The sequence below is a fragment of the Roseibium sp. LAB1 genome (genome assembly GCF_054658235.1).
Genome location: NZ_BAAGIB010000001.1, coordinates 1,906,958 through 1,927,601, shown reverse-complemented (window position 1 = coordinate 1,927,601; position 20,644 = coordinate 1,906,958). Strand labels below are relative to the sequence as shown.

17 protein-coding genes are annotated in these 20,644 nt (G+C 60.4%); 9 read left to right on the top strand and 8 right to left on the bottom strand.

Going from position 1 to position 20,644, the window contains the following annotated elements; all coding sequences use genetic code 11:
• Positions 1-397: 397 nt before the first annotated feature.
• Positions 398-994, top strand: coding sequence for a TetR/AcrR family transcriptional regulator (locus ACYQ54_RS09015; RefSeq protein ID WP_460081714.1), 597 nt, complete (start codon positions 398-400; stop codon positions 992-994).
• Here the strand turns inward: ACYQ54_RS09015 and ACYQ54_RS09010 are convergent.
• Positions 978-2,099: an ATP-dependent DNA helicase gene (locus ACYQ54_RS09010; protein WP_460081254.1), complete on the bottom strand. Its 1,122-nt coding sequence runs from the start codon at positions 2,097-2,099 to the stop codon at positions 978-980. The two genes, ACYQ54_RS09015 and ACYQ54_RS09010, sit on opposite strands and share 17 nt — an antisense overlap.
• 173 nt (positions 2,100-2,272) lie before the next feature.
• Entirely contained in the window at positions 2,273-3,595 is a 1,323-nt protein-coding gene (locus ACYQ54_RS09005; RefSeq protein WP_460081253.1) for an NAD(P)/FAD-dependent oxidoreductase, read from the bottom strand.
• 285 nt (positions 3,596-3,880) lie between these two features.
• Here ACYQ54_RS09005 and ACYQ54_RS09000 point away from each other — a divergent pair, with 285 nt between their 5' ends.
• Positions 3,881-4,816 (top strand): fatty acid desaturase, encoded by a 936-nt coding sequence (locus tag ACYQ54_RS09000; protein WP_460081252.1) that lies wholly within the window; start codon positions 3,881-3,883, stop codon positions 4,814-4,816.
• On the top strand, positions 4,813-5,640 hold the full coding sequence (locus ACYQ54_RS08995; protein WP_460081250.1) for a phosphate/phosphite/phosphonate ABC transporter substrate-binding protein: 828 nt from the start codon (positions 4,813-4,815) through the stop codon (positions 5,638-5,640). Before ACYQ54_RS09000 ends, ACYQ54_RS08995 begins: the two co-directional genes overlap by 4 nt.
• Before the next feature lie 78 nt (positions 5,641-5,718).
• Here the strand turns inward: ACYQ54_RS08995 and ACYQ54_RS08990 are convergent, their stop codons facing one another.
• A complete protein-coding gene (locus tag ACYQ54_RS08990; protein ID WP_460081248.1) occupies positions 5,719-5,847 on the bottom strand; it encodes a hypothetical protein in 129 nt (42 codons plus the stop codon).
• Positions 5,848-6,014: 167 nt separating this feature from the next.
• Between ACYQ54_RS08990 and ACYQ54_RS08985 the strand changes: the two genes are divergently transcribed.
• Positions 6,015-6,917: a LysR family transcriptional regulator gene (locus ACYQ54_RS08985; RefSeq protein ID WP_460081246.1), complete on the top strand. Its 903-nt coding sequence runs from the start codon at positions 6,015-6,017 to the stop codon at positions 6,915-6,917.
• A gap of 122 nt (positions 6,918-7,039) precedes the next feature.
• Positions 7,040-7,348: a hypothetical protein gene (locus ACYQ54_RS08980; RefSeq protein WP_460081245.1), complete on the top strand. Its 309-nt coding sequence runs from the start codon at positions 7,040-7,042 to the stop codon at positions 7,346-7,348.
• Between the two features lie 259 nt (positions 7,349-7,607).
• On the opposite strand, the gene ACYQ54_RS08975 is transcribed toward ACYQ54_RS08980, so the two are convergent.
• Together ACYQ54_RS08975 and ACYQ54_RS08970 are read right to left on the bottom strand one after the other, a co-directional pair.
• Positions 7,608-10,043 carry a GcvT family protein gene (locus tag ACYQ54_RS08975; protein WP_460081244.1) on the bottom strand — a complete coding sequence of 812 codons (2,436 nt, stop codon included), beginning with the start codon at positions 10,041-10,043 and terminating at the stop codon, positions 7,608-7,610.
• A 66-nt stretch (positions 10,044-10,109) separates the two neighbouring features.
• Positions 10,110-11,687: a trimethylamine methyltransferase family protein gene (locus tag ACYQ54_RS08970; RefSeq protein ID WP_460081243.1), complete on the bottom strand. Its 1,578-nt coding sequence runs from the start codon at positions 11,685-11,687 to the stop codon at positions 10,110-10,112.
• A 258-nt stretch (positions 11,688-11,945) separates the two neighbouring features.
• On the opposite strand from ACYQ54_RS08970, the gene ACYQ54_RS08965 reads away from it, so the two are divergent.
• Both ACYQ54_RS08965 and ACYQ54_RS08960 read left to right on the top strand, forming a co-directional pair.
• Positions 11,946-12,857, top strand: coding sequence for a phosphotransferase (locus ACYQ54_RS08965; protein WP_460081241.1), 912 nt, complete (start codon positions 11,946-11,948; stop codon positions 12,855-12,857).
• Positions 12,858-12,912: 55 nt separating this feature from the next.
• Positions 12,913-13,959, top strand: coding sequence for an ABC transporter ATP-binding protein (locus ACYQ54_RS08960; RefSeq protein ID WP_460081240.1), 1,047 nt, complete (start codon positions 12,913-12,915; stop codon positions 13,957-13,959).
• A gap of 69 nt (positions 13,960-14,028) precedes the next feature.
• On the opposite strand, the gene ACYQ54_RS08955 is transcribed toward ACYQ54_RS08960, so the two are convergent.
• From ACYQ54_RS08955 to ACYQ54_RS08945, 3 genes are all read right to left on the bottom strand, one after another.
• Positions 14,029-15,729 carry an ABC transporter permease gene (locus ACYQ54_RS08955; protein ID WP_460081238.1) on the bottom strand — a complete coding sequence of 567 codons (1,701 nt, stop codon included), beginning with the start codon at positions 15,727-15,729 and terminating at the stop codon, positions 14,029-14,031.
• 256 nt (positions 15,730-15,985) lie between these two features.
• Positions 15,986-16,966, bottom strand: coding sequence for an ABC transporter substrate-binding protein (locus ACYQ54_RS08950; protein WP_460081236.1), 981 nt, complete (start codon positions 16,964-16,966; stop codon positions 15,986-15,988).
• Positions 16,967-17,156: 190 nt separating this feature from the next.
• Positions 17,157-18,077 carry an MBL fold metallo-hydrolase gene (locus tag ACYQ54_RS08945; protein WP_460081235.1) on the bottom strand — a complete coding sequence of 307 codons (921 nt, stop codon included), beginning with the start codon at positions 18,075-18,077 and terminating at the stop codon, positions 17,157-17,159.
• Positions 18,078-18,180: 103 nt separating this feature from the next.
• Here ACYQ54_RS08945 and ACYQ54_RS08940 point away from each other — a divergent pair, with 103 nt between their 5' ends.
• Together ACYQ54_RS08940 and gndA are read left to right on the top strand one after the other, a co-directional pair.
• Positions 18,181-19,020, top strand: coding sequence for a LysR family transcriptional regulator (locus tag ACYQ54_RS08940; RefSeq protein WP_460081233.1), 840 nt, complete (start codon positions 18,181-18,183; stop codon positions 19,018-19,020).
• Between the two features lie 102 nt (positions 19,021-19,122).
• Positions 19,123-20,547, top strand: a complete 1,425-nt coding sequence (gene gndA / locus ACYQ54_RS08935; RefSeq protein WP_460081232.1) for an NADP-dependent phosphogluconate dehydrogenase — start codon at positions 19,123-19,125, stop codon at positions 20,545-20,547.
• The last annotated feature ends 97 nt before the right edge of the window (positions 20,548-20,644 follow it).

Below are 20,644 nucleotides of genomic sequence, written 5' to 3'. Positions count from 1 at the left end.
CGGAAAAGGGACGGAAGCGCTCCGTCCACTGTGAAATACCGAAAGATTGCCGGACCGGGCACGCCGAATTGATACGCCCCGAGCCCAATGACGAACCAATTTTACGGCCGGTGTTGAAATGAAAACGTTTTGGTATACACTTTTAGGTTGAGCTGCAGGTAGTTCCTGTACGAATTGCATTAAATTGCGTATTCTGCGTTGAAAAAGAGCAGCTATTCTTTCAACAGGATGTCGTGGTTGGTTGGCAGTGCGCACGGTAGCAAGAGTGCACATCCTGCCGAGGTTCTAGGTTCTTGAGCTTTTATAACCGGCTAACACGGTTTGTTATGAGGAGGGCAGACCGATGGCGCGTGGACGACCGAGAAAAATTAATACCAAAGACGCTCTCCAATCGGTGATGATCGCCTTTTGGCAGAATGGCTATACCGGCACGTCCATGAGCGATCTCGCCGAAGCGTCAGGCATGGCCAAGCCTGGCCTTTATGCCGCTTTCGGCGACAAGGAGGCGCTGTTCGAAAAGGCGCTGCTGCATTATTTCGAAACCTATGGCGGTCCCGTCTTTGCCAGGCTGAAACGGGCCGAAAAACATGTGATCCAGGACTTCCGGGATTTTCTGGGTGCCGTCGCGGACCTGACGCTGGACAAGGAAACGCCGGCGGGATGTTTTCTGGTCAATGCGCTGGTTGATTGCACCTATGGCGCACAGCGGCACCAGGAAGTTGTCATGAATCTGCGCGCCGCGCGCTACAAGGCCATTCGGGACCGTATCCTGAAGGCGGTTTCAGTCGGCGAAATGCCTGAAGATACGGATATCGACCGGGCAGCAACTTTTGTCGACGGACAGTTTTCGGCGATTGCCCTGCTCGGGCGCAGCGGCAGCAACGAGACGGATCTCAGAACCTTTATCGAAACGGGACTTCAGGCCCTTCCTGCCACCGGTGGCATGCAGGAGCTTTCCGGGGCCCCGTTCACGTCACCTATCTTACGACAGTGATCTGCTCGGCGGCGCGGGTGACCGCTGTATAGAGCCAGCGGCTCTTGTGTTCGCGGAAGGCCCAGCTTTCGTCAAACAGGACAACATTGTCCCATTGTGAGCCCTGGGCCTTGTGGACCGTCAGCGCATAGCCGTAGTCGAACTCGTCCGCCTTGCGCCGGATGGCATAGGGAATGCTTTCCGCACCGTCCTCGAACATGGCCGGCAGCACCTTCACCTTGACGGCGTTTCTTGACAGCTCGTCCTCGGACATGACGTCGAAGCGCAACGTATTGCCGCGCGGCGGACGCAGCCGCTTGACCGTCCACAGGCCGCCGTTCAGGAGCCCTTTGGTCTTGTCGTTCCTGAGGCAGACAAGCTTGTCGCCGACAGCAGGCATGGGTGTCGAGAAATCCTTCAGCTCGCGGATGCGGGCATTGTAAAGCCTGCGCGTCTTGTTGGTGCCGACCAGCACCTGATCGGCGGCAAGGATCTGGTCCTTGTCTATGTCGCGCCGATGGATCACCCGGCTTTCGCCAAACGTGCCGTAGTCGAGCTGGCCGCCGTCGCGAATGGTCATCGACATGCGTACGATCGGGTTGTCCTGAGCCTGCCTGTGCACTTCGGTCAGCATCACATCGGGTTCGGCTTCGGTGAAAAAACCGCCACCCTTGACCGGCGGCAGCTGCGCCGGGTCGCCGAGCACCAGAACCGGGGTGCCGAAAGACAGAAGGTCCTTGCCAAGGTCCTCGTCCACCATTGAGCACTCATCGATGACGATCAGGCTCGCTGTCGAGGCCTGGCTGTCCCGCTTGATGGCAAACTGCGGGCCGCTGTCGTCGTCATCGTCGTCGAGATCTTCTTCTTCCTTGGCCGAGCGCGGGCGGTAGATCAGCGAGTGGATCGTGCCGGCATCCTCACAGCCCTTCTGGCGCAGCACATGGGCGGCCTTGCCGGTGAAGGCACCGAAACATACATCGCCGTCGATGCCTTCTGCCAGATGCCGGGCAAGCGTGGTCTTGCCAGTGCCTGCAAAGCCGAACAGGCGGAACACCTGCCGGTCGCCGCGCTTCAACCAGGCGGCGGCTTCTTTCAGGGCTTCGTCTTGTTGCGGGGACCAGGCCACGGAAACGCTCCTTCAGGATCAGAACCGGTTGCTTACCCCGAAACGCGCGATTCGACCACGGCGGAAATCGACAGGTTTGTCTCTTGGCGGATTTGCTTGTGGTCCTCCTCAGGATGAGGTTGATTGGGATGAGTAGCCTGAGCGGCCTGAGTGAGGTTTGATAATCGGGAAGTCTACCCCAACACCGAGAATGAACTTTCCTTCGTCAGCGCGCGCTTGCGGGAGAACGTGGCCGTGTTGAGCGTGTGGGGGACATGCTGCAGCTTGAATTGCAGAGGGTTGGTGTCGTGGTCGTTGCCGGCTTCGCAGTATCCGATCAGTTCGGTCATCAGGCGCCCGGCGACGGTTGCGTTCTTGAACTGGTTGCCGCTGGTGCCGATGGCCAGGTAATAGCCGTCGACATTGGTGCGGTCGTAGATCGGCAGCCAGTCGTCCGTGGCATCATAGAGCGCTGCCACACCGACCGGATGCTGGGAGACGCCCAGCTCGGGAACACGCTGGGAGTAGCGATAGGCATAGGTGAGACCGCGGTCGGTGAGATCCATGGCGAAATCGTCGGGATCTTCCACGAGGTGGGGATCGCAGGCCGGGTTCTGGCTGCCGATCATCAACTGGCCGCCACCACCCGGTTTGACATAGACCGAGATGTCGTTGTCGGAAACGATCAGACCTTCGCGGGAGTAGTTCAGATTTGTGGGCGGAGCGATCTGGACCACTTCCTGACGCAGCGGGCGGTGGCCGATCTTCAGCCCGGTCTCGCCTTCCAGCAACGCGTTCACCTTGCCGGAATGCGGACCGGCGACATTGATGACGATAGTTGCCGGGATATGTTCGCCGTTTTCAGTCAGAACGCCGATGACACGTTTGTTTTCGACCGGGATCTTGACGATCTTGGTCTTGAAGCGGAACTGGGCGCCAAGCTTCGCAGCCGCATCCTTCAGATTGCGGGCGGCAATCTGCGGATCGTCGACATACCCACCTGCCGGGAAGAAGACGCCGCCCTGAAGCGCGCCGCCGGTCGGCATGCCGAAGTCGTCATTATCCATGGTCTTGGCCGGGGCGAAGCAGTCCAGGTTGTAGCCCGGCAGTTCCTGGGTGATGCGGTCGGCCGACCAGTGCTCGTAAGGGATGCCGAGGGCGTCGGCATGTTCCAGAACATGCTTCTGGTAGTTGTCGGACGCCGTTTTCATCACCAGTGTTCCGGTTTCGATGAAATGAGCCAGATCGCCTGTGTCTTCGGCCTCCAGATAGGCCTGCCAGTTCTTCCAGTCGTAATAGCCCTCCAGCGCCATGGCCGTGCCGTCGCGGGTGGAATAATAGGTGCGGATCACCGCGGCGGAGCTGGAGGTGGAGCCATAACCAGCTGCCGGCAAAGCGTCGACATTCAGCGTTTTATAGCCCCTGCGCGTGAGTGACAGGGCAATGGCGCAGCCGATGATGCCGGCGCCGATGATGATGACGTCGTGACGGCTCGGCGATTCGTTCGATGTTGGCATGGCTGTCCTTCCTTCCGGCTATTGGCCAAGATCAGAGGACAGTCCCTTTTTTGTCTAGCGGCAAAACCGCCAATTGATGTTCCGATCCGGTCATCAGGCTTTTCAAAAAGTCTGCATTTGCAGCTTAAAATCATCAAGTGTTTACAATGAGAAACATCATGATGAATTTGCGAAATTCCGTGGAATTTGTTCTCAAGTCTCAAATTGTTCTGAACGTGAGCGGCGCGCATAGTTGAACCGGTTCTTATCGGTTTGCGCCGATTTTTCAAACATTTGGAGACCTCCTTGCCGCGAGCTAAACTCTGCGAGTGGCCGACACTGGCTCTTATTCTGGCTACGTCGTCGGCATGGTTATTGATGATAGGGTTCTATTCCGAGCTTGGCCCTTTCGTGGTCTGCCCGTTGGCGGCGATCCTGGTGACGCTGCAATCCTCACTGCAACATGAAGTTCTGCACGGACACCCGACACGCAGTCCCGCATTCAACGAAGCCCTTGTCTACTGCTCGTTTGGCCTATGCGTGCCGTATCGCCGCTTCAAGTCTCTCCATCTGCGCCATCACAACAACGACCGCCTTACGGATCCGTATGACGACCCGGAAAGCTACTATCTTGCCTGGGCGGACTGGCAGAAGCTTCCTGGCCCAATCCAGCTTGTCCTGACGGTCAACAACACCCTTCTCGGCCGTCTGCTGATCGGCCCTGTTGTGTCGATGGTCGGTTTCGTCGGGGCGGAGATCCGGATGATGCTGGCGGGAGACAAGGTCGTCATGCGCGCCTGGGCACATCATCTCGCCGGTTTGGTGCCGATTTTGCTGTTTGTCACCCTGGTTGGCGGTATGCCGCTCTGGCTTTACATCCTCGGTGTCGCCTATCCGGGAATGAGCCTGCTGATGTTGCGCACTTACGCGGAACACCGGGCACACGAACAGGCCGAGGCGCGTTCGATCATCGTCGAGTTCTGCCCGGTGTTCTCGCTTCTGTTTCTGAACAATAATCTCCACGTTGTTCATCATGCCAATCCACGTGCACCCTGGTATCAGCTGCCGCAGCTTTACCGGGCCGCCCGTACGGAATGGCAGGAACGGAACGGCGGCTATGTCTTTGCCAGCTACTTCCAGTTGGCCAGGCACTATTTTTTCAAGGTGAAGGAGCCCGTTGTGCACCCGATCAAATACAAGGAAACAAGCGGATTTCCCGCCGCGGAAAAGGCGGTGTCTTGACCGGACGATCCTTTCTCGCCGTCCGTCTGCCGATGTATGACTGGCCGGAAGTGCGAAGTGCCACGCGGGATCTTGAAAGCGCGCTCCAGGGCGCGCTTTGCCGCGTTCTGGGTCTGGCTGAAAGCGATATCCGGCCTTGGCTGGAGGGGCAGGACCTTGTGGAGGCCTGGACAGATCCGGACCTTCTCCTGTCGCAGACCTGCGGATATCCACTGACACACGGTCTTGCGGACAAAGTCCGGCTCGTTGGGACACCTCATTACGATGCCGAAGGATGTGAGGGCCCGCGATACTGCAGTCAGCTTATCGTCGGGCGCGGCAGCTCCCACAAGAGCCTGGAAAGCCTGCGCGGGCAACGTGCGGTTTTCAACGGTTCTGACAGCCAGTCGGGCATGAACACCTTCCGGCATGCGGTGGCGCAGCTTGAAGTCTCGGGGCGCTTCTTTTCAGAAGTGATCGAGAGCGGCAGTCACCTGGCGTCCTTGAAGGCCGTTGCGGCGGGCAAGGCAGACATTGCTTCGATCGATGCGGTTTGCTGGGCTCTGGTCTGCCGGGAAATACCAGAGCTGGCTGCGCAACTGCGGCCGCTTGCCCGCACGGCTTCCGCACCGGGGTTGCCTCTGATCACGTCCTGCCGCTTCAGCGATACGGAACTCGGCCTTGTAACCGAGGCCGTTGCCAAGGTGTTCACCGCACCTGAAACGCAACAAAGCCGCGAACGCCTTGGCATTCACGGCTTTTCAAAACTGTCTGCGGACGATTATGCGGTGATCTTGAAAATGGAAGCCGAGGCGGCCGAACTCGGTTATCCCGTGCTGGCCTGATGCTCGCTTCGGACGCCTTGGAATGATGCCTGATTGCCGGCATCAGGCCGGCAAACGACAGTCATTCAGGTCGTCAGATCAGCGTGTCTTCGCCTTCTGAATTTCGCGTTGGCGCAGGGCCTGGTTCAGGCGTGCCAGTTCTGCGGCGGTGCGTCCACTGACGACACCCATGAGATTGGTGCCGAGGGCTTGTGCAAGATAGGTCATGGCGTTCCCAATCCGGAAGATATTCGATTGTTCCAAGAAAGTGCGGTTCGCTGACTAAGCGCGAGGCCGCTTGCCTGCTATATGGGCGGGTCTTGTGGTTCAATCAATCGAATTGTATTCATCAGTTCGTTCAAAAATATTGATCTGAACTCGCAAGGTGTCAGGATATGGAAAAGCTGCCCGGCACAGGCATGCCGCTCATCGATCTGGATCTTTACAGGACGTTCTTGGTTATCGCAGAAACGTCAAGTTTTTCAAAAGCTTCCGAGCTCGTTGGCAGGACGCCGTCGGCAGTTTCGATGCAGATCAAAAAACTTGAAACGATCCTCGGCGTATCGGTGTTTGCCCGGGAAGGGCGGACAGTACGTATGACTCCGGAGGGCGAAGCCCTGCTTGGATATGCCCGCCGGATCCTGATGCTGAACGAGGAAGCGGTCTCGCTGTTCCTGTCACCGGAAGTGGAAGGGGAAGTCCGGTTCGGTGCACCGTCGGATTTCGGTACGAGGTTCCTGCCCAACATCCTGTCGCGCTTTGCACGTTCCCACCCTGGCGTGAATGTGGATGTGCACCTCGAGGGCAGCCCGATGCTGGACGAGAAGGTGAAGAAGGGAGAGCTGGATCTGGCGCTCTTTACCGCCCGCCCGGGCACTGCGCTGGCACGGGGCGGGACAATCGTCTTTACCGAGCCACTGGTCTGGGTAGGGCTGGAAGGCGGGATCGCCTATGAGCGCGATCCGTTGCCGCTGGCTGTTTCCACGCCCGGGTGCCCCTGGCGCAGAGCCGCGCGCGTTGCGCTGGACGACGCCCAGAAGTCCTATCGTATTTCCTATACAAGCTTTCACAGCGCCGGTCAGGAGGCCGCGCTGCTGGCGGATCTTGCTGTGGCACCCTTTCCGGCAAGTGTGGTCGAGGCACCCTTGATGGCGCTGGATGAACGGCATGGCCTGCCGGAAATCGGTGACTACCATATTCTCATGGCCGAGCGTGCCCATGCGGGCAAGGCCACCCATGCGTTCGCCAAGCATGTTGCCGAAAGTTTCAAGGATCTCAGCCACGGCGTCTCGGTCTGAAGCCAACCCTTCGCGTTAACCATAATTGGCGTTTCACGGGACAAATCCGCAGGGCCTCTGGCGCAAAAGTTAACGAGCGGTTACGATTCATGGTAAATGGAACGTTAACAGCGAGACGTGTCATGAATTCGTTCTGCAAAACCCTGCTGGCCGCAGCCGGCATGAGCATCACCCTTGGAGCCGCAGCGCGGGCCGAAAGTGGCACGACGCGCATTGTCCATGACGAACCCTACGGCGCCATCGTCACCAAGGAAGCCGGCGTGCTGGTGTTCCGCGGTCTTCCGCCGACCCGCAAGGTGATCGTCAATCCGGACGGCAAGACGCCGCTGGAGCTGAAGCAGACCGAAGTGACCGAGACCAACGTGGTGGTGTTCGCCAACCAGAGCGATTACGTGCGCGCCCTCGGGCCGAAGATCATCCGGTTGAAGTAAACGTCGAGAGCCGGTCTTCAGGCGTGTTCCGATTAGCCGACTGGCTTCTGCCATCGGTTTGCTTAGGTCGCATGATAATCTGCCAGTCCCCACCAAACTCCTCAGGATGAGGTTGTGAGAGACGAGGCTCAGCATGTCTGGGGGAAGATTGGACGACCCCATGCGAGGAAATCATCGATGAGTTTCAGCCTGTGTTCCGACACGATGTACGCCGAGGCGGGCGCAGAGCCGGGCAGGTGTGCCCGGCTGGTCCATGTCCTCACATGCGCATGCGTTCGGCTTTCGGGTCGAACAGCGGCTCGCTGATGATCGTCGCCTTGCGGCGCTCGCCGAGGATTTCGATCTCGAAGGCGCCTTCCTGCGTGTTTGTTGCCAGGTCCGCTGGAATGTAACCTTGCGCAAGGGATTTCCGCAGGAAGTGGGCGTAACCGCCGGATGTCACCCAGCCAATGACCTCGCCGTCGTGCCAGACGGGTTCGTCGCCCATGACGTCGGCGTCCGAGGCGTCGACCACGAAGCTGACACGCAGGCGCTTCGGTCCTTCGTCGAATTCCTTCTGGGCCGCGTCCTTGCCGATGAAAGCGTCCTTGGACAGCTTCACGAAGCGACCGAGATCGGCTTCGAATGCGCCGTAGATAGGGCGGAATTCACGAAACCAGGTGCCGAAGTTCTTTTCCAGCCGCAGGCAGAGCAGGGCACGCATGCCGAAGTTGACGATGTTGAACTCGGCCCCGGCCGTCATCAGGGCATCATAGACCTGGCGCTGATACTCCGGCGCCATCCAGATTTCGTAGCCGAGGTCGCCCGTATAGGTTATGCGATTGACCTTGCAGGGTGCGTTGGCGACGTCCATTTCGCGGAAGTCCATGAAACGGAAAGCCTCACCCGAGACGTCTTCACCGGTGATCTTCTCCAGAACCTTGCGTGAGTTCGGCCCGGCGATGGACAGGCCGACCCAGCCGAGATTGATTGCGCGGATCGTCACCGAGCCATCCTCGGGCAGGTGTTTCTCGAACCAGCGCATGTGATAGATCTCGGCCTGGGACGAGCCCCACATGTAGAATTTTTGCTCGCTGGCCCGGGCTATGGTGAAGTCGCCGATCAGTTTGCCGTTCTCGTTCAACATCGGTGTCAGGATGATGCGGCCGACCTTCGGCATGGTGTTGGTCATCAGCAGCGACAGGAAGCTTTCCGCCCCCGGACCGGTGATCTCGTATTTGGCGAAGTTGGCCGTCTCCGTTACGCCCACGCTCTCGCGCACGGCCCGGCACTCAGCGCCGATATGCTCAAAATCGTTGGAGCGGTGGTAGGAGACGATGTCCCTGGCTTCCACGCCTTCAGGAGCGAACCACAGCGGTGTCTCCAGACCCCAGCTGTCACCCATGACTGCGCCCTGGGCCAGCATCCTGTCATAGAGCGGCGTTGTCTGTTGCGGACGGGCTGCGGGCAGTTCCTCATTCGGGAAGCGGATACGGAACCGGCGGCGGTAGTTTTCTTGAACCTTGGCATTGGTGTAGGACAGCGTTGCCCACGTGCCGTAGCGGGCAACGTCCATGCCCCAGATATCGTAGCCCGGGTCGCCGTTGATCATCCAGTTGGCAAGCGTCAGGCCTACGCCGCCGCCCTGGCTGAACCCGGCCATGACACCGCAGGCGACCCAGTAGTTCCGGAGGCCGCGCACCGGACCGACCAGCGGGTTGCCGTCGGGGGCGAAGGTGAAAGGCCCGTTGATGATCTGCTTGATGCCGGCATTCTGCAGGGCCGGGAAATGCTCGAAGCCGACTTCCAGCTCGGGCGCGATCCGGTCGAGATCGGGCGCCAGCAGTTCATGGCCGAAGTTCCAGGGGGTCTGGCGCGGGCTCCACGGGCGGCAGTTCTGTTCGTAGGTGCCGAGCAGCACGCCCTTGCCTTCCTGGCGGGTGTAGATCTCGCCGCCGAAATCCAGCACGCCGATCAGCTCCTTGCCGGTGGCTTCGTTGTGGGACGTCACTTCCTCCATTTCGTCGGTCAGGAGGTACATGTGCTCCATGGCGAGAACCGGTAGCTCCAGACCGACCATGCGCCCGCATTCGCGCGCCCAAAGGCCGCCGGCGTTGACCACATGTTCGGCATGGATGGTGCCCTTGCTGGTGATGACATCCCAGGTGCCGTCGGGCGTCTGGACCAGTTCTTCCACCTTGGTGTGGCGCAGGACGGTCGCACCGTTGACGCGCGCGGCCTTGGCATAGGCATGAGTGGTGCCGGACGGGTCGAGATGGCCTTCGATCGGATCCCAGAGCGCACCGATGAAATGCTTTTCGTCCAACAGCGGGAACATTTTCTTGGCTTCGGAAACCGATATCAGTTCCAGATCCATGCCGAGATAACGGCCCTTGGCCTGGGCAAGACGCAGAAAGTCCATTCGCTCTGGCGTGTCAGCCAGCATGACGCCGCCGGTCAGGTGCAGGCTGCAGGACTGTCCGGAAATCTCCTCCAGCTCCTTGTAGAGATCGACGGTGTAGCTCTGAAGCTGGGCAACGTTCGGGTCACCGTTGAGGGTGTGAAAGCCGCCGGCGGCGTGCCAGGACGAGCCGGAGGTCAGTTCGTCCCGCTCGATCAGCGTGACGTCTTTCCAGCCGAGTTTGGTCAGGTGATACAGAACGCTGCAGCCGACAACGCCACCGCCAATGACAACAACCTGAGTATGGGTATTCATGCAATCTGCTCCGGAAGCGCCTGCTCTTGCGCGGCAGGCCTTGTTCGAACGTTAAATGTGAAATGATCAGAAGTCGGTCGGGGCGCCGCCCTCGGCCTTTCGTCTTTCGACAAAGGCGGTGATTTCCTCGTCGATGGCTTGATCGAGCGGTGGCTGTTCATAGGCTTCCAGAGCCTTCTTGTAGAGCATGTTCGCCTTGTCATAGGCGGTCGGGCTGCCGGCTTCCGCCCAGGTTTCGTAATTGCGCCAGTCGGAAACGATCGGCGCGTAAAACGCATCCTTGTAGCGGTCCTGGGTGTGCTGGGTGCCGAAGAAGTGTCCCGCCGGACCGACTTCGCGGATCGCATCGACGGCGAGTGCCGCTTCTGAAACGTCAAGCGGCGTCAGGTATTCGGCGATCTTCTGCAACAGGTCGATGTCGGTGATGAATTTCTCGAAGCCCGCGCTGAGGCCGCCTTCCAGCCAGCCGGCGGCATGCTTGATGATATGCGCGCCGCCATTGATAGCACCCCATTCCGACAGGGTGGTTTCCAGCGCAGCCTGATAGTCGACCGTATTGGCCGCGCATACGCCTGACGAACGGTAAGGCAGATGATACCGCCGGGCGAGCTGACCGCCGACAATCGCCGCCTTCATGTATTCCGGTGTGCCGAAGGCCGGCGCGCCGGATTTCATGTCGACATTGGAGGTGAAGCCGCCATAGACCACCGGCACGCCCGGCCGCACCAGCTGGGCGAAGGCGATCCCGGCAAGGGCTTCCGCGTTCTGCAGGGTCAGCGCCCCGGCCACGGTGACCGGAGCCATGGCCCCGGCAAGGGTGAAGGGCGTGACGATGGAGACCTGACCGGCCCTGGCCATTTCGATAAGGCCCTGCAGCATCGGCGTGTCGAGCCTCAGTGGCGAGGACGTGTTGATGACGGTTGCCACGCACGGGGTCTCGACGAATTCTTCCCGGGTGAGGCCGTAGCCGATGCGGGTCAGCTCCAGGCCGTCCTGGTTGCGTTCCTTGCCCAGCGAATAGATGTGGTAGACCTTGTCGGTCAGCCGCAGCATGTCGGCAACGCAGTCGAGGTGGCGCACGGAGGCGTGGATGTCGACGGGTTCGACCGGATAGCCCATGACGCAGTGAATGATGTTGAAGAACTGCGCCAGTTTCAGGAAGTTGCGATAGTCCTCCTGGTTGCCTGGACGGCGGCCGCGGTCGCGGTCGACTGCGTTGGGCGCGCTGGCAACGCAGGAAAAGGCAAGGGCATCGCCACCGACCTGCAGATCATGGGCCCGGTTGCGGGCCCGGAGTGTGAATTCGGCCGGGGCCTTGGCGACAAGCTCCTCCACCATGTCCCGGTCCATGCGCACACGATCATCACCCGGCTTGATGTCGGCTCCGGCGTCTTTCAGGATCTGTTTGGCTTCCTCATGCAGGAAGTCGATACCGATTTCTTCCAGAACACGCATGGATGCGTCGTGGATCGCTTCCAGTTCGTCGGCGGAAACGGCTTCAAGCGGTTTGAATATGTGCCGGGGCTGCTTGAACGGCTTTTGCGGAAAGAGATCCGGACCGGCTTTCTCGCCACCTCTGCGCCGCCGGCCGCGACGTGCGGGAGCTGTCTCGGCAAGGGAGGCCGTTTCGATGTCATGCGTCATGTCGTCCGCCACTTTTCTGGAAGCCGGGCCCTGTGCCTTGGGTAGGCCAGAATGCGGGCCGGTCTGCGCCATCTGATCAGACGTTACTTGAGAGGGTGGTTTCGGCGGGCAGTCTCAGAACGACGGCCAGTGCTTCAACTCCGACATCGGGTTCCCGTGACCTGCTTCCTGCCGGGGTCTTGTCAATCGAGGGCTTGACGGCAAGAGACTTCAAAGCGATCAGAACAAAGAGATTTTTCGCAGGGAGCATTGGTGCGCGTGTTGCTGTCGGATTCGGACCTGCTGGCCTATTTGAAAACGCTGCTGCCGGTGAGAGACTGGGCCGCGGCGCGCCTGCGGCCGTTGCCGGTTGCCTATACGGCCCGGTTCTGGCGCCTCGACACGCCCGGTCGAAGCTACGTGGTCAAGGAGTTCTTCCCCGAAAACGAGAACAATCCGCTGTACCCGACCTTGCCACGGCAGGAGGCCGATGCCCTTGCCGTTCTGTCGCGGCACGGCCTGTCACCGGAACTGGAAGCCTTCACCCACAGTCCGGCGAATACGCCGCTGCTGATCTATGGCTATCCGACCCCGATCGACAATGAGATCGATGTCGGCGAAGCCGCGGAACTGATCGGGCGCTTTGCGGCCCTGAGCGAACCGGTACCCGGTCATCAGACTGTTCCGGCCGGATATCATGAAGTGCTGGCGCGAGGCGATGCCATGCTGGCGCTTATCCCGCACAGCCGGAAGGCGGCGAACCTGAAAAGGTCGCGTCCGGCGGACAACGCGGTGAAGACACGCGAGATCAAGCGCTCGCTGGTCCATCGCAGTTTTTGCCTCGGCACGATCCAGGCGACCGGGGACGGCGCCCGGCTGATCGACTGGCAATTTGCCGGTCTCGGTGATCCGGTGGAGGATATCGCCTGCTTCGTTTCACCGGGCCTTGCAACGCTTTACGGCCTTCATCCGCTGGTGGCCCATGCGGAGGAAATGTTCCTGATGCGCTATCCGGACCAGGAGACCGTCGAACATTTCCTGACGGAACGCGCGGCCTATCACTGGTGCCTTGCAGCCTATTGCCTGTTCCGGCACGAAACGCTGATGCATTCCAATGCCCCTGCGGCCCGGGCCTATGGCCGGGCGCTGGAAGAGGAAGTCGACCTGTTGCTGCGTCTTCGTGGCCGATGAGGCCCGTTGGCGGCGCTTGTAATCAATCTGTCACGGGAGCGCGCTAACGGGAGGCATGTCCATCCAGCTTGCTTCCGTTTCCAAGTCTTTCGGTGCCCACAAGGCGCTGAACAATGTGTCCCTTTCCATCGAGGACGGCACGTTCTTCGTCGTGCTCGGCCCCTCCGGTTGTGGCAAGTCGACCCTGCTGCGCGCCATTGCCGGGCTGGAACCAGTCGATGAAGGCGAGATCATGCTCGGCGGGCAGGCCGTTGCCGGCAAGGGGTTGCACCTGCCACCCGAGCAACGCCAGGTGGGTGTGGTGTTTCAGTCCTATGCGTTGTGGCCGCATATGAGCGTTGCCGGAAACGTCGCCTTTCCGCTGGAAACCGCGGGCGTCAAGCGAGCCGGTGTTGCTGCCCGTGTGGCTGAGTGTCTCGAAACGGTTGCCCTGACGCCTTTCAGGCAGCGCAAACCTGCGGACCTTTCCGGTGGCCAGCGTCAGCGGGTGGCGCTGGCGCGGTGTCTGGCTCAAGACGCGGCAACCGTGCTCATGGACGAACCTCTCGCCAATCTCGATCCGCATCTGCGCAGCACAATGGAAGAGGAACTGGCGGCCTTCCACAGGGCGAGTGGCGCGACAACGCTGTTCATCACCCACGACCAGCGCGAGGCGATGGCCCTTGCCGACAAGGTGGCGGTGATGTGGGACGGCAGCATCCTGCAGGTGGCGGATCCCGACACGCTTTACCGCCAGCCGAATTCGAAAAAGGTCGCCGGTTTCATCGGCCGCAGCACGCTTGTGCCCGTGGAGGTGGAGCGGGCCGAGGATGGTGAGGCGCAGGTTCGCTTCGGCAAGATCTCGGCAGTGGTCGACTGTCCGCAAGGAATTTCCTGCGGGCCGGCGACACTCTTGCTGCGGCCCGAACATGTGGTTCTGGCAACGGGGTCTTCCGGCTTTCAGGCAAGGGTTGAGCGGATGATCTATCGCGGCGGGTATTGGGAGGTCTTTGTCAGCACTGAAGGCCTCGACACGCCCCTGCTCATGGTGCTTCACCGGAGGGCCGAGCCGGGCGAGGTCCTGCGGCTCGACATTCTGCGCGGCTGGGTGCTGCCGGAGTAGGTTTTGTTCCTTGTTGTCATCCCGGTCATGGCTATGCCAAACAGGGATGACAAGAGCTTCGAATGCCCCTCAATCCTTCCAGGGTATCGTGCCAGCCGGCACCTTTCGGGCCAATGCGTTCATCGTCAGCATGATGAAAATTGTTGCCGCAACGACGATCACCGACATGGCGGCGGCCAAGGTGGTGTAGCCGCCGTCCTCGTAATTGAAAATCGTGGTGCCGATGGTCTCGTTGCCTGTGGACCAGAGCAGGGCAGAGACCGTGACCTCATTATATGCGGTCAGGAACACGAGGATTGCTCCGGAGGCAGCCGCCGGGGCTGCGAGCGGGGTGAAGATCTTCGTCATGCGCCGGAAGAAGCCGGCCCCGGCGACCCTTGCTGCATCTTCCAGCGAGCCGTCCATTTGCAGAAAGGCGGCGGCAACCGGTTTCAGGCCGACTGCCAGGAAGACGGAGACATAGGCGATCAGGATGATCCAGAGCGTGCCGTAGAGCGAGACATTGAGCAGCGGCAAGGGCCTGATGAACGCCAGGATGAAGGCGATCGACATCACCAGACCGGGAACGGCGAAGGCGACTTCCGACTGTGTCAGCACAAGGCTCGCCCATCTTCGGTGGGCCGGTTTCCGGTGTGCCAGGAAATAGGCGATGAGCAGGCTGATGACGGCAATGGCAAGCGCCGCAAATCCTGCGATGATGGTGGAGTTGGCGAAGGCGCGCAGGGTAACGGACTGGCGCCAGAGCACCTCGGAGAAGTTCTCCAAGGTCAAGGTTTCGGACGAAAGCGTCAGGCCGTAGGTGCGGACCAGGGAGGTTGCCAGCAACGAGGCGGCGGGCAGCACCAGGACAAATGCCACAAATCCCCAGAGCAAAGCTTCAACAAAGGGGCGCTTGCGGCCAAGGGAAATCGCCAGTGGGTCCTGCGGCAGGCCGATAAGGCTAGTGCGCAGACGTCGCTGCAAAAGGCTCTGCAACAGGATTGCAGCAAGGGCGACGACGGCGAGGATCACCGAAATAACCGCCACGTTGGGCAAGACATCCGGTCCGAAACTTGCCAGCCTTCGCCAGACCAGAACGGGCAAGGTGGTGTAGCGCGCCGGAATGCCGATCAGCGCGTTGATGCCGAAGTTGCCGAGCGCGGCCACAAACGCCAGGGCGAAGCCGGCCAGCAACGAGGGGGCCAGTAGCGGCAGAGTGATCCGGCGCAGCATCAACAGGCTTCCGGCCCCGGAAACGCGGGCCGCGTCCGACAATTCGCGCGGGAAAGACCTGAGCGCGGCGCGCACCAGCAGGAACACCAGCGGGCTGTGCTGCAAGGTCAGCAACAGGACGAGACCTTCACGCGAATACAGCGGATGGGTGGAGCCGAGTTCCGGTTCCAGCCCAAGCCAGCGCAGCACCGGGCTAGCCGGGCCGAGTGCCTGGATCCAGGCAATTGCCGTTACATGCGGCGGGATCATCATCGGCAGCAGAATGAGGAAGACCAGCAGCCCCTTGGCGCGAATGTCGGTGAGGCCGATCAGCAGGGCAAGCGCGGTGCCCAGCACGGTTGCGGCAACCGCAGACCAGAAACCGCTTTCGATTGAGTGCCACAAGGCGCGCAAGACTGACCGACTTTGGATGGCTTCCAGAAGCGGGCCGAAGTTCAGGCCGTGCTCACCCGTCAACCCGGTTTTGAACAACAGCAGCAACGGCAGGCCGCAGATCAGCGTTGCACCGAGAACAAGCACGAGGAGGATGGTCTTTTCGGAAAGCCTTGGTGATTGCACAGGGATATACCGTTGCTTCCCGCAGTCATTCCGAACGAGAGAGATGTAGCCGAGCGATGATCCGGAATCCTGACTTATTTCGCGCCGGAGGTGCGGCCAAATTCCAAACGGAAAGGTATTCGGTCTGCTCATGATGATTTCCGAATTCCGGATCAGCATGCAGCATTGCTGCATTCGTCCGGAATGACGGGAGAAGAATGGAAGGCCGCGCGGGAAATGATTACCGCGCGGCCGGACTTGTTTTGCGTAGACCGGCTTAGCCGCCGAAGATCTCGGAGAATTTCATCTTGTTGGCCTGGTCCTGTTTCAGGGCGTCGGCCGGATCGAACTTCATGAGCTTGATCTGATCGCGGACCGGGAAGCCTTCCGGGGCCGGGACGCCCGGGTGAGCCGGCAGGTAGCCCTGTGAAGCGGCGAGCTTCTGACCGTCTTCGGAGATCAGGAAGTCGACAAACGCCTTGGCCGCATCCGGGTTCTGCGCAGTGGAGAGGATCGCGACCGGCTCGGTGACGGCGGAAACGCCTTCTTCCGGGAAAACGAACTCAACCGGCGCGCCTTTCACCTTTTCGCGGATCGGCAGGAAATCGACGACGAAACCGTAGAGTTTCTCGCCACCGGCAATCGCCTTGTAGACACCGCCATTGCCGCCTTGCGGGTTGGCGCCCTGGTCTGCGAGGCCTTCATAATAGGCCCAGCCGAGGTCCGGGTTGGAGGTCAGCGCGGTCATGTGGATGGTCGCGGCGCCGGAGGTCAGCGGCGACGGCATGGCCAGCTTGTCCTTGGCTTCCGGCTTCAGGAGGTCCTTGTAGGACGTCGGCTTCATCGGCGCATTGGTGTTGTACATGATGCCGGTGGTGATCAGCTTGGTGGAGAAGTAGGTCTTGTCCTTGTCCATGATCGCCGGATCGTAGGCGGAAACATCAACGGCCTCATGGGCCATCAGGCGGCCTTCCTGCTTCAGACTTTCCATGGTCACCATATCGGCGATCAGCAGCACGTCCGGCTTCGGTGCACCGGCTTCGAATTCGGCCAGCAGCTTTGCCATGATCTTGGTGGTGCCGTCACGCACCCACTCCACGTCCACGCCCGGATGCGCCGCGGTGAAGGCATCGACGGTTGCCTGGGCGTCGGCGTTCGGCTGGGAGGTGTAGAGCACGAGCTTGCCGGTAACATCTTCGGCGTAAGCGGAGGCGGATGCCGCGGCCAGAAGACCGGCTGCAATCAGAAGCTTTTTCATGTGACAGATCCTTTGCACAGAGCAGCAAAAGGGTTGCGGATGAAGATCGCCTATCAGCTCTACATGACAGTTTTATTCGGTCAGCCGGTATTTTTACGGGTGAATTAGCCGGCTAATTTAATTCACGCTTGAGAAAATTTCGCCTTCCGGCGTCGATGTCGCGACGCGGGAAGGCAGTGTTCTGGTGTGGTCAAAGGTAGCTGACACAGGTGCCTTCCGAAACCAGGTCGAGCCCTTGCGTCTTGCCGGCAAGTGCCGTCGGCAGGCTGGTGACAGGTTCGAGATAAAGCGCATATGTGGAGTGATGGATCGGCAGTACCTTGCCCGGCTGGAGCCTATCAACGAAATCTGCGGTATGAGTTGCGCCCATGCTGATCTGCCCGAGGGGTCCTGAAGTGCCGACGCCGCCAAGATGTGGAATGAACACGTCCGGCGATCCGAAGCCCTTGAGCGCGTCGAGGACATTTGGCGTCGGGAAGGTATCACCGGTCCAATAGACTGACTTTGCCCAGTCGCCCTGGCGGATCTCCAGCCAGTATCCGTTGCCGGGGCCGAGCAGGGCGGCAATCTCCGGGTTTTCCGAGTGTTCGGCAGGTAGTGCGGTCAGCGAGAGAGTGACGTCGCCCTTGGTGATCGAGTGAGGTTTCATCCAGTTGGCCACCTGGACCTGGGTGAACCCTTTTGCGGTCAACCTGTCCCGGTCATGAGTGGGCGCGAAGAGCGGCATGTCCGGGGCAATCGCGCTTTCCGCCTTCTGATCGAAGTGGTCTTCGTGCAAGTGGGACAGCAGGACTTGATCTACCTGAGAAAGAGCAACACCCCGAAACGGGGTCAATCTTTTGTGTGGCACGACGTCGGGCCCCTTGGCGAGATCGAACATCTTGTTGGGATCTCCCATCTGGTAGGCTTCATCACCTTCGCCGAAGGCCGGGTCGGTCAGTAGGGTCAGACCACCGCATTCGATCAGCATCGTTGCACCGCCCAGCCAGGTGATGTCGAGCCGTGGAGATCTAGTCGCGGGTTTTGCGGGTGCGGCTGATACGCTGCCCAGACCTGCCGGAACAGTCAGTGTCATCGCGCCGGCTGATTTCAGAAAACTGCGCCGTTTCATGGAAGTACCTCTTGGTGCCGTTGAGAGTGCACTTGAGGTAGACCACCGCCATTGTTCGGAGTAGTTGTGTAAAAATAAACAGTCTGACTGATAATTTCGCTTAATGACAACACTCGCTCATCTGGAAACCTTTGTCGAAGTCGCCAGCCAAGGCAGTTTTGCCGCTGCCGCCAGGCGGCTCGATCTGCCGAGATCGACGGTCACGGCGCGCATCAAGGCCCTGGAGGAGGAACTAGGTGTTGCCCTGTTCCAGCGCACAACCCGGCAGGTTCGGCTGACGGCAGAGGGCGAGGCCTACCGTGCAAAGGTACAGCCGGCCCTGAAGGATCTGGAAGAGGCGGGTGAACAGTTGAAATCGGCGCAGGCACCGCAAGGTCTGGTGCGCGTGTCCGTTCCGGTCGATCTGCCACTGGACGTTCTGGCAGAGGCGATGGCCAGCTTCAATGTGCGTTATCCGGATGTCCATATCGAGGTTCACGTCAGCGACCGCCCTGTGGACCTGACAAGCGAGCGGTTCGACTTTGCCCTTCGCGGCAACCGGGTTTCATCGGAGAGCGTCATCGTGCGGAAAATCGCGTCCAGTTCCATGGTCCTTGTCGTCCGTCCGGATCTGTCGCAAGAGGCGACGTTCGACGCGTTGCTCAAGGAAGGACGGGTGATCGATCCCGCCGAGGTGCTTGGAGAGGCCGGGCTGGAGAATGCGGAACCTCTCTACAGGACCCGAAACCTGCAGCTTGCCCGAGCCCTGGTGCTGGAAGGCGGTGTGGCCGGTATTCTGCCGAAATCGATGTGTGTCGATCTCCTGGCTGAGGGGCGCATGGTCGAGGCTTCATGTCCGGTCAACCTGCCGGAGTTGTCGCTCTTTGCGGTCCTGCCGTCACGCCGGTTCATCCCCAGGCGCGTCCGCCTGCTGGTGGATCATCTGGCAAGTGCTTTCGGCTGACCGGATTTTACACGGTCATGCCCTATCCAGACGTTGCCGTTGGGCTGCTTGTCGGCTATCACCGCCCCACCAGACATTAATCGATTTATGAAAGGCATGTTCATGAGCTCAAACGGCGCGGCCGCGGAAATCGGCCTGATCGGTCTCGGTACCATGGGTGGCAACCTTGCGCTCAATATTGCCGAACATGGCTTTCAGATCGCGGTGTTCAACCGGACCACGGAGAAGACCGACCAGTTCATGGCAAAGGCCGGTGAACTTGCGCCGAAACTCGTGCCGACCAAGACGCTGGAAGAGTTCGTTGCCGCCATCAAGACCCCGCGCGCGGTCATTCTGATGGTCCCGGCCGGTGAAGCGGTCGATGCGCAGATCGAAGCCTTGCGGCCGTTGCTCGATGCCGATGATCTCATCATCGATGCGGGCAACGCCAACTACCACGACACCAACCGTCGTGCGGCAGACGCGGCCGAAAAAGGCCCGCGCTTCATGGGTATCGGCGTGTCGGGTGGCGAGGAAGGCGCGCGCTTCGGCCCGTCCATCATGGGCGGCGGCGCCAAGGACGCCTGGGATCAGGTCGGCCACATTCTGGAGGCGATTTCCGCCAAGCACGAAGACGCACCCTGCGCTGCTTATCTTGGCGAAGCCGGAGCCGGTCATCTGGTCAAGACCGTCCATAACGGCATCGAATATGCCGACATGCAGATGATCGCCGAGGTCTACGGGGTCATGCGTGACGGTTTTGGCATGTCGGCGTCGGAAATCGGTGATGTCTTCGAGAAGTGGAACGGCGGCATCCTGCAGTCCTACCTGATCGAAATTTCCGGAAAGGTAGCCAAGACAGCGGATCCGGACACCGGCAAGCCGATGCTCGACATCATCCTGGACAAGGCCGGCCAGAAAGGCACTGGCCGCTGGACGGCCATCGAGGCCCTGATGCTGGGCACCCCGGCAAGCGCCATCGAGGCGGCGGTTGCCGTGCGCAACATGTCCGCGCGGTACGACGAGCGCAAGGAAGGCGAAACCGAATTCGGCGCGGCCCCGAGCGGCATGGACCGCGAAGCCGTGACCATCGATGCACTGGAGGCAGCCCTCGTTGCCGGCAAGATCATCTGTTACGCGCAAGGCTTCGGTCTGATCCTGGAAGCAGCGAAGCAATATGGCTGGGCGATGCCCCTGCCGGAAATCGCCAGGATCTGGCGCAACGGCTGCATCATTCGTTCGTCCATGCTGAACGACATGTCGTCCGCGCTCTCCGACAATGCCGAACGCAACCTGATGCTGGCGCCGTTCTTCTCGGCAAAGCTGAAGCAAACCGAAGCAATGCTTCGCCAGGTTGTTGCCCAGTCGGCCTTGCACGGATTGCCGGTTCCGGCGCTTTCCGCGGCACTTTCCTATTTCGACATCATGCGCACCGGCCGCTCCACCGCCAACATGCTGCAGGGGCAACGCGACTTCTTTGGTGCCCACGGCTTCGAACGCACCGACAAGGACGGCGGCGGCTACCACGGCCCCTGGGCGATGGGCTGACGTTCATCGGAACTGTGCGCCCGGGCTTTCGCCTGGGCGTCATTCCGGACACGTGCACCTTGCACCTCGCTTTTCCGGAATGACGGCGCACTGATAT